We start from the raw sequence: 9708 nt of genomic DNA, 5'->3' as shown, positions 1-9708 counted from the left end.
TTTTTCTGTCTAGTTAATTGTAGCCTATCCATGTTCATTCTACCGTGTCAGCAGTTGTTAAAGCGCTTGAGCTAGGTGTTGTGAAAATTAAATCAGAAAAAAATCAGTAATAGTATTTTACCATCCGTTTTTGTTGTTACTTTTAAATATTTTTGAGAACCTAAATTCGAATAACAAATCTGATATACTAACATATGGAAGCGGAAACAAATTATTGCTATAACTCAAAAGGGACTGATTTTATGAAGAAAGTTTTTTCTCGCGTATTTATTAAAGACACTGCTGGGGATTTTTTAATAATTAGAGATAGAGCAGATGTTTGGAATTTTCCAGGTGGTAAAAAAGAAATTGGCGAAACCACAATGGAATGTGCTATCCGTGAAGTATATGAGGAAACTGCCTTACGAATTTCTCAAGTAGAAGAAGTTTATCAAGCGGACTTCCTTTTTGAAGGAGTGGAATGGGAAGGACATTTCTATTTTGCTCATCAGGTTTCGGGGCGTCCAACATTAAATGAGCCTAATAAAATTAAAGGTGTACAATTTATTTCTGAGCTAAGTTCCGTTGAATTTTCTCCTAGTTTAGCTTCGTTATTTCGATGGCTTTCTAAACAAGATGATTTAAAGACAGAACATACAATTTGGTGTTAAAAAAGACGCAGTTACTTTATGTTTAACTTTTTAAGGATGTTACCCTCCTGACTACATAGTCAGGTTTTTTTATTTTTATAGCAAATAAGTCACTCTATTTTTATCTTAGAAGAAAAGATGGTACGCTTGTTTTACTCGATAGAAGGCAAGGAGGAGCGACATGTTTTTAGCAATAAACGAAATCAGGTATTCAAAGTTAAGATATGCTTTGGTAATTGGAGTTATGTTTTTGATTGCCTATCTAGTATTTTTTTTAACAGGATTAGCATATGGATTAGCTCAGGACAATCGGACAGCAATAGATAATTGGCAAGCAGACGATATATTATTAGCAGATGAAGCTAATAATAATTTAAATATGTCGATGATTCCATTAACGAAATTTGAGGAGGTCAAGGCAGAAGAAAAGGCCTACCTAACACAGACTGCGGGTGTGATACAGAAAGAAAAAGGGAAAGAAAAAATTGATGTTACTTTTTTTGGAATTAATCAAGATCAATTTTTAGCTCCAAAAATCAGTGATGGGAGAATGTTCCATTCCGATGATGAAACAGTTGCGGATAGTAGTGTAAAAGAGCAGTATGAGCTGAGTTTAGGTGACACAGTTCAACTTGCGGGCAGTGATAAAAAATTAAAAATTGTAGGATTCACGAAGAATGCAAAGTTTAGCGTTGCCCCAGTTTTGTATACAACAGTGGGTGCTTATCAAGAAATTCGTTTTGAAACACAGGGCAGTCAAACTAGTGAAAAAACGAGAGTCAATGCGATTGTTACGAGAGGAAACGTAAGTAAAATTCCAGATGATCTAAAAAAAATAAGTATTAAGACATTCATAAATGATTTGCCTGGATATAGCGCACAAGTCCTAACTTTTGGCTTTATGATTGGCTTTTTAATTGTGATTGCTGCTATTGTGATTGGGATCTTTATCTATGTTTTAACTATGCAAAAAGCGGATGTTTTTGGTGTCATGAAAGCACAAGGAATTTCTAGTCGATACATTGCTAATTCAGTGATTGTTCAGACTTTTTTACTTGCAATTATCGGGGTGGCAACGGGATTAGTGGGAACGTTGGGGACAAGTTTACTGTTACCTGAAGCTGTGCCATTTCAAGTAAATCTTCTGTTCTTTTTAAGTATCAGTATTTTGATGATTGTGATAGCAGTTTTGGGTGCTTTGTTCTCTGTCAGAACAATTGTGAAAATTGATCCATTAAAAGCTATCGGATAGGAGAAAATAATGAAAGCAATTGAATTTAAACAAGTAAAAAAATCATTTAAAGATGGTGATTCTGTTATTGAGGCTTTAAAGGAAACGAATTTTTCAGTTGAAAAAGGAGAATTTGTGGCAATTATTGGCCCTTCTGGTTCTGGCAAAAGTACACTCTTAACAATTGCTGGGGGGCTACAGGCTCCTTCTGCTGGGCAAGTGCTGATTAACGATCGACCGTTTAGTGAAGAAAAAGAAAAGCAACGTGCAGCTTTACGCTTTAAAGCAATTGGATTTATCTTACAGGCATCTAATTTGGTTCCTTTTTTAACTGTAAAAAAACAATTAAAATTGGTCGATAAAGTTAGTAAAGAAAACCGACTAGATAATGGGATTAAGTTGTTAGAACAGTTAGGCGTAGGTAAGTTGCTTGATAAATATCCTGAAGAATTATCAGGAGGAGAGCGTCAGCGTGTAGCAATTGCACGTGCATTGTACCATGACCCAACAATTATTTTGGCAGATGAACCAACAGCAAGTCTTGACTCAGAGAAAGCTTATGAAGTAGTAAAAATATTAGCTGAAGAAACCAAAGAAAAACAAAAAGCAACGATTATGGTGACTCATGATACTCGTTTGATTGAACATTGTGATCGCGTGTTGGTGATGAAAGATGGTCAACTAACAGAGCAGAAGGAGTAATTAATTCCCGAATGCTAACAAAAGCTTGTTTTTAAAATAGAAAGAGCCTAGGAATCATTTTTCCTAGGCTCTTTCTATTTTTTAGTTACGAAGAGAGATCTGTTGAGTGAATTTCAGCAAAATAACGTACATACGCATAAAATAGGGAAGGCTACTTGGTATTTATTATTATTTATACAATTGAAATTCTCGAACAAAAGATACGCTCAACTCTTCAAATTTTTTAACGCCAACCCAAATCAGGGGCGACATCTTTTACAATGGATTCAAGCAAATGAACGTTGTATTCAACTCCTAGAGTGTTTGGAATAGTTACAAGAACAGTATCCGCTTCTTTGATTGCTTCGTCTTCCGCTAATTCTTTTACGATTTGATCTGGCTCGCCAGCAAACGTTTTACCAAAAATTGTTGGATTTTGATGATAAGCTAAGAAACCAACTTGATCGTATTTAGAATCATCATTTCCACCAAATAAACGACGATCTAAGTCACTTGTAATTGGCTGAATGGAACGAGTAACGAGCGTTCTTGGTTCAAAATCATGACCCGCTTCTTTCCAAGCTTCTTTGTATGCACGTAGTTGTTTTGCTTGTTGAACGTGGAAAGGTTCATTTGATTCGTTATTAACAAGTGTTGATGATTGAAGATTCATTCCGTGTTTAGCCGCCCAAATGGCTGTTTCTTGTGAGCCTGCTCCCCACCAAATCCGTTTTTCTAAACCTTCTGAATAAGGTTCAATACGCAATTTTCCTGGTGCTTGTGGGAACATTGGCATTGGATTTGGTTCAGCAAAACGTTCACCTTTCAATAACTCTAAAAATTCAAGTGTTCGTTCACGTGTAACTTCTTTGATTTCTTCTTCGCTGTAATCATAACCAAAGTATTTCCAACCATCGAGAACTTGTTCAGGTGAACCACGACCGACGCCTAATTGCACTCGTCCTTGGGTAATGATATCTGTTAATCCAGCATTTTCTGCCATGTAGTAAGGATTTTCGTAACGCATGTCGATTAATCCTGTTCCAATCTCGATTTTACTTGTTTGTGCACCAATTGCAGAAAGTAGTGGGAATGGTGAGCCAATTTGTGGTGCAAAATGATGGACGCGGAACCAAGCACCATCAATGCCGAGTTTTTCTGCTTCGACAGCTAGCTCAATTGATTGTAGATAAGCATCTTGAGCGGTTTTTACTAAAGAACCTTGATCCATCCAATGACCGAAACTTAAAAAGCCAATGTTTTTCATAATTGAAATCCTCCTTAACCTTGAATAATTTCACTTACTTTTAATAAGTTTAATTTATTCTACTACTTTTTATTTTAAAAGGCGAATAATTGTTCCGGCTGTGATTCTCAAATGAAAAGAAGCGATTCTCCCTAGTATTTACTTTACAGTGAAAAAGGAAAAAGTCAGCCTTTAATTAGCTGACTTTTGATAATCTATAGTAAAAAATAAAAGTAAGAAATTTATTTGATTTTTTTAGCAGAAACCAGTAGCATCATTGGACGTCTTAATTCATCTTTCATTCCGGGAACACTATCCAATAAATGTTTGTCTGGTATTGGTTCTACAATTGCGGTAATGCTCAATCCATGTTTGATTAATGTATTTAAATAAGTTGTCAGTGTTTTATGGTATTTGGTGACAGTTTCTCCCAAAAATACTGCTTTACGCTGATTTTCCAGAAAATAATTGTCAACAGGCCAATGATCAGGTGTCCCATCTTCGTTATAGATCCAGTCTTGATTCCCATATGCGGTAAAAACAGGGTGTTCTACCGAAAATATGAACTCACCATTTACACGAAGAAAAGAAGAAATTTTTGAGCAAATTCGATCAAAATCAGGGGTATAGTGAAGTGCCAATGAACAGATAATGATGTCGAAACTTTCAGGTCTAAAATCTAAGTCTTCCATTGCAATCTGTTGATACTCAATATTGGCAAGGTGTGTTCGTTCGCGTGCCCCAGCTAACATTTTTGTTGAAATATCTGTCCCAATTACTGTATCTGCACCGCGTTCTGCCGCGTAGATACAGTGCCAACCAAAACCACAGCCAATATCTAAAACAGTTTTCCCTTGAAAGTCTGGCAGCATTTTTTTTAATTCATGCCATTCGCCAGCAGCACTGAGTCCAGCTACGGATCTTGGAAAATGGCTGTATTTATCAAAAAAGCGATTATTATCGTAAATGTTTTCTTTCAATTATGTTCACTCCTAAAATGTAATCAATTGTTGTGTGCTTGCTGTAATTAATCTTCACCCATTCATGCCAAAGGCTCATAATTTTTTTACAATGATAAGGGGTCCTTTTTTACGAATATTTTAAGTAAGCTTACAATAGCAGCGACATTTAGTCCAGAATTTTCAAAATGAATGTTTGTTTTTCCAAACTGTTTTTATATAGAAAAAGCGGTTTGTTCAATTTTTTCTATTAGCAAGTTTTGCTGTTGCAGAATCCTCAAATAATTATATAAAGATTGAATTACCAGAACTTAGTAAAAGATGTTAAAAATCAATTTCAGAAATAAAAGAAGCAACTGTGATAAAAGTGTGATTATAAAAAAATAAAGAGCCAACAAACATTGATTTAACAATGTTTGTTGGCTCTTTTTTATTATTCCCACTCAATAGCCTATTAGGAAGTAAGAGAATTGTATTCTGATTTTATGGGGATTTTTAACAAGATGGCTAGTGTAATTATATTTGAATTGAACCAAACTGTGACCAAAAGTGTGACCATAAACATGTTGTATATAAGCTAGTTTATTTTAATTTTCTATTTGAGTTTGATAAATAGTTGGAAAACTATATTGTTGGTTGGATAAGGAACTATTTAATTATAAAATTATAAAAAATGTGGAAAGACGGGTGATTATAAATTTATAATCACCTGTCTTTTTTTGAAATAAAAAATGTAGACACTCACTTCTTATTTGTAAACCTATTTAACAATACTATATGTTAAATTACTTTGTGTTCGGGAAATTGGTAGTTAAGAATGGAGATGAACGATGAAAAGAAAAATTTTAATTGCAACGATATTATCAACGTTAGTCTTACCAATTAATGTAAGTTATGCTGCTGAAAATGAAGAATTACTAGAAGAGACGATGTCTAGTGAATTGCTCGATGAAACACAAGAGAGTCAATTAATTGATGATGAACCTATTACTGAATTTGAAGAAGATATAGAAATAGAGGAACTACAAAAAATAGACGATACAGAATCCTCTGAATCAAATGATTCAAATAACGTAGAAAAAGAGGATCCTACAGAAGACTCAAATTTTCAAAATAGGAATGTGAATGTAGTTGCTTCTGGTAGAAATACTGCTGGAATGACATGGGTTCTTTATGAAGATGGACTATTAGAGATAGGCGGAGGAAGTTGGGGCTCAGTTAATGCCCCTTGGGAAAGATACAAGGAACAAATATTTGAAGTGAAGATTATTGAGAAAATAGACCCTGACGCTTCAATTGGGTTTAATAGGATGTTTGCAGGGTTAACATATGCAACCACTATCACTGGACTTGAATTATTGAATACAGGAGCTTCAGTATCTTTTGCTGGAATGTTCCTTGATTGTAATAATTTAGAAGAAATTGATGTGTCTAGTTTTAATACTCGAAATACACGTAACTTTTCTTATATGTTTACTAGATGTTCTAAAGTAAAGCTACTAGACGTGTCTCATTTTGATACAAGTGAAGCTACTACATTTGAGGCTATGTTTTCTTCTTGTCACTCCTTAGCTTACTTGGATGTGTCTAGTTTTAATACTGAGAATTGTATAAGCTTTAGGCAAATGTTTTCTAATGTTAGAGTTAATCAATTGGATGTTTCCAATTTTAATACAAGTAAAGCTACCGACATGAGCTTTATGTTTCAATATGCGAATCAAATAGCTGGATTAGACCTATCAAACTTTCAAACACAAAATGTAAAAAATATGGAGTATATGTTCCACGGAATGACTAATTTAACTCATTTGAATTTACAAGGATTTGATGTTTCAAATGTGGAAAAAATGAATTCCTGTTTTTCTGATTTAACTAGTATGGAAAGTTTGGATGTCTCACATTTTATAACAAGTAATCTTCGAGAGAACGAATATATGTTTAGAAATATGACAAATTTAAAAGAATTAAACATTGATAATTGGATTGTGACTTCCACTATATCTTATAAATTTTTCGAAAATACATTACCTGAAAAATTGACGATAGGATCAAGAGTAACCCTAACCACTTTCATGTATCTGCCTGATCTCAAATCAGGCTACGTATGGGCAGATAAGGATGATAACTTAGTGTTTAGCAACCAGCTAATTAATTTTCACAATACAAATGGAGTAAGTAACACGTATCGGATTGAAGAATTACACACATTAACATTTGATACGAATGGTGGTACAGAAATTTCTGGGCAAAGAAATATTACAGGGAAAACTTGGTATGTTCCGGATATACCAGAAAAAAACGGCTATATTTTTGACTATTGGTCAATCGATCCTGAAGGAAACGAGCCGTACGATTTTACAACGCCTGTATCGAGTTCGCTGATATTGTATGCACAATATACTCCTGCCTATATTGTAAGTATACCAGCTAGTGTCAATCTAAACGAGACCAATCAATTGCAGGTGTCTGCAGAAAATTATCAGGAAGGAAAGACCTTGATCATTTCAACGAATGAAAAAGTAACGCTAGTAAATACTTATGATCCAACACTCATTCTCGAGAAAGAGATTACTAAAGAAAAAGCATACATGGAACCAGCTCATGTACTAGAAGTCTTGGACACAAAAAGGGAAGAAAATACTTTATATGTCCAACAAACAGCAGAAAAAGAACTTGCGGGGACTTACGAAGGTACTATAAATTTTACAATAGATTTTTATTAGGAGGAAAAATATGAAAGAGAAGAAAAAAATAATTGGTGTTATCGCTTTATTAATCCTTATTGGCTTGGTTGCAATTGGAGTAAGTTTTAATAAAAAGAACGATACAGTTGTAGCAGAGACAGAAGGTCAAACGTGGACAGGTAAGAAAAATGTCCAGACAAAAACAGAAAATGAATCAATTGCTATTCCTGGATTTGAATCAATGACGTTTGTAAAAAATGAAAAAAAGCAAGCAGTGAATCTATATAATCCAGATATTAATACCTGTTACTTCAAATTATCTTTACTTTTGCCAGACGGCACAAAAATTTGGGAATCAAAATTCATTGAACCAGGTAATGGTATCTATGATATTGAATTGAATCAAGAATTAGAGGAGGGGGACTATGAAAATGCTATATTAAAATATGAATGTTTCTCAATGAATGAGCAACAAACGCCGTTAAATGGTTCAGAAATTAAATTTAATTTACACGTAATTTAAAAAAAGGAGCGAAATACAGATGAAAAAAACGTTACTTACAGGATTTATTGCAATAGGAATTTTAGGATTATTCGGAGGAAAAGTACAAGCAGATGATCAAACTAAATTGTCTTACCAAGTAGACAGTGAATACTTAATCAGTATACCAGCTACGGTAGAATTAGATGCAGGAACTACTACGTACATTGATATTAAGACAATTTCACATAATATAGATCCAGATCGTTATGTATCTCTTTCTATTAAGGATGGATTGACAGCTGATAGTGAAATTACTTTAAAAAGAGATGGAGACACAACGACAAATATTAGCACCTTAAAAAGTACAATTACAAAATCAGGAGCCCCAATACTCATTAATAATCCAGAAATTGGAACATTTGACTATAAAAGTGGTCAAACTGATTCAGTAGCAACTTTATTTGTGGGTGATCCTGAGGGTGATAAAAGAGCGGGAACATACTTAACAACGTTAACATTTACTTCAGAATATAAATCAAAAATGCTAGGAGAAGATTAATATGAAAATGAATTTTAATAAATTAGGTATTTTATTTGCAGGATTAATTCCTTTATCAGCTAGCACAGTGGTTTTAGCAGATACTACAGAATTAACAGCGAATTTTGAAAGTAACTATATTTTAAATATTCCATCGAATCAAACAATTACTGAGAAGAATGTAAATATTGGTGATTTATATGTAACAGGGGATATTGCACCCGATCAAATAGTTAGAGTCACTACAGAAGTTAACCAGTTTGAACGAGTAGGAAGCAACGATGTATTACCTTTCACACTAAAATATAACCAGTCTACAGACGAATTAGCGGACTATTCTTTTGCAGAAACAGATATTCTAGCCGGATCAGAAACTAAACTAGATTTGTGGTCAGACATTAAGGACGTCGATTGGACAAATGCAAAAGCTGGTGAATATAAAGGAAGTATTGTATTTACAGCTGAATTAAAAGAGCAATGATATGAAAAAAATAGTTAAAGGCATTGTTATGCTACTTGTGGTGGTATCACTACAAGTAGTAATCAATCTAAAGACTGATAATATTGTTGTAGCAGACACCAATCAAACAGAGTTAACTTTATTTATTGAGAAAGAAGAAATTTTGGAAAAGGTTAAGGTAAACGATAATTCGATTCTACCTAAAACAAATGATAAAACTAGTATAAAATTTCTACAAATAGGCGTTGTCTTATGCTTGATAGCGATTTCCTTATTTAGTTTTAATATACTGAAATATTATTATTAATTAATGATTGTCTCTATGATAAAGTCCGTAAAGATTAGGGGCAATCATATTTACCAGAATTGTGGTAATTTCTTGAGGAGATTGTTTAAAATTTTTTCGAAACCAGTTACCAATTAAAAGGGCGGAACCTCTAGTTAAGAAATCACAGTATTGGTTTAATGTTTCAGGGCTATAATTCAAATGAAACTTTTGAGGCAACCACGTTTTAAAATGGGTAAGAAAGAGATCATAGATAATTTTTAAAATGTCAACTTCAGAGGAAGTAGTCATGAATACTTGGATAATATCTTTTTCATGATATAAGAACGAAATAATTTCGAGTACATGAGGCATTAAACTCGATTTAAATACGTTAATGTTAGAAAAGTCTATAGGGTTTAATACATTTATTCTATTAGAAAAAACATTATCTAATTTTTTCGTAAACTCGTTAATAATTTGATTTAATACGTCTTGTCTATTGGATTTGAGTCAATATCTTGGACACAT

At 33.5% G+C, this 9708-nt stretch carries 11 protein-coding genes; 8 read left to right on the top strand and 3 right to left on the bottom strand.

The window, feature by feature from the left end; all coding sequences use genetic code 11:
* Positions 1 to 242 precede the first annotated feature (242 nt).
* The 3 genes from RV17_RS12720 (at position 243) to RV17_RS12710 (ending at position 2562) form a co-directional block, all read left to right on the top strand.
* Complete coding sequence (locus tag RV17_RS12720) at positions 243 to 650, top strand: NUDIX hydrolase (RefSeq protein WP_067483616.1); 408 nt, start codon at positions 243 to 245, stop codon at positions 648 to 650.
* Positions 651 to 810: 160 nt separating this feature from the next.
* Complete coding sequence (locus RV17_RS12715) at positions 811 to 1881, top strand: ABC transporter permease (RefSeq protein ID WP_067483614.1); 1071 nt, start codon at positions 811 to 813, stop codon at positions 1879 to 1881.
* 9 nt (positions 1882 to 1890) lie between these two features.
* Positions 1891 to 2562, top strand: coding sequence for an ABC transporter ATP-binding protein (locus tag RV17_RS12710; protein ID WP_071869421.1), 672 nt, complete (start codon positions 1891 to 1893; stop codon positions 2560 to 2562).
* 223 nt (positions 2563 to 2785) lie between these two features.
* Here RV17_RS12710 and RV17_RS12705 read toward each other — a convergent pair whose 3' ends face one another.
* The gene (locus RV17_RS12705) at positions 2786 to 3808 is read right to left on the bottom strand and encodes an LLM class flavin-dependent oxidoreductase (protein WP_067483610.1); all 1023 of its coding nucleotides are present in this window, start codon (positions 3806 to 3808) and stop codon (positions 2786 to 2788) included.
* Between the two features lie 221 nt (positions 3809 to 4029).
* A complete protein-coding gene (locus tag RV17_RS12700) occupies positions 4030 to 4767 on the bottom strand; it encodes a class I SAM-dependent methyltransferase (RefSeq protein ID WP_067483608.1) in 738 nt (245 codons plus the stop codon).
* Positions 4768 to 5576: 809 nt separating this feature from the next.
* Between RV17_RS12700 and RV17_RS12695 the strand changes: the two genes are divergently transcribed.
* Genes RV17_RS12695 through RV17_RS12675 form a run of 5 tightly spaced genes read left to right on the top strand, consistent with a single transcriptional unit; the run spans position 5577 to position 9219 of the window.
* Positions 5577 to 7469, top strand: coding sequence for a BspA family leucine-rich repeat surface protein (locus tag RV17_RS12695; RefSeq protein ID WP_071869420.1), 1893 nt, complete (start codon positions 5577 to 5579; stop codon positions 7467 to 7469).
* Between the two features lie 10 nt (positions 7470 to 7479).
* Positions 7480 to 7953 carry a hypothetical protein gene (locus RV17_RS12690; protein ID WP_071869419.1) on the top strand — a complete coding sequence of 158 codons (474 nt, stop codon included), beginning with the start codon at positions 7480 to 7482 and terminating at the stop codon, positions 7951 to 7953.
* Positions 7954 to 7972: 19 nt separating this feature from the next.
* Positions 7973 to 8473: a hypothetical protein gene (locus RV17_RS12685; protein ID WP_071869418.1), complete on the top strand. Its 501-nt coding sequence runs from the start codon at positions 7973 to 7975 to the stop codon at positions 8471 to 8473.
* 1 nt (position 8474) lies between these two features.
* Entirely contained in the window at positions 8475 to 8933 is a 459-nt protein-coding gene (locus RV17_RS12680; protein ID WP_071869417.1) for a hypothetical protein, read from the top strand.
* 1 nt (position 8934) lies between these two features.
* The gene (locus tag RV17_RS12675; RefSeq protein WP_071869416.1) at positions 8935 to 9219 is read left to right on the top strand and encodes an LPXTG cell wall anchor domain-containing protein; all 285 of its coding nucleotides are present in this window, start codon (positions 8935 to 8937) and stop codon (positions 9217 to 9219) included.
* Here the strand turns inward: RV17_RS12675 and RV17_RS13840 are convergent, their stop codons facing one another.
* Positions 9220 to 9552, bottom strand: a complete 333-nt coding sequence (locus tag RV17_RS13840; protein WP_071869415.1) for a TetR-like C-terminal domain-containing protein — start codon at positions 9550 to 9552, stop codon at positions 9220 to 9222.
* Positions 9553 to 9708 lie beyond the last annotated feature (156 nt).

Source organism: Enterococcus thailandicus (assembly GCF_001886265.1).
GTDB lineage: Bacteria > Bacillota > Bacilli > Lactobacillales > Enterococcaceae > Enterococcus_B > Enterococcus_B thailandicus.
This window is presented reverse-complemented; position numbering and strand designations above follow the sequence as displayed.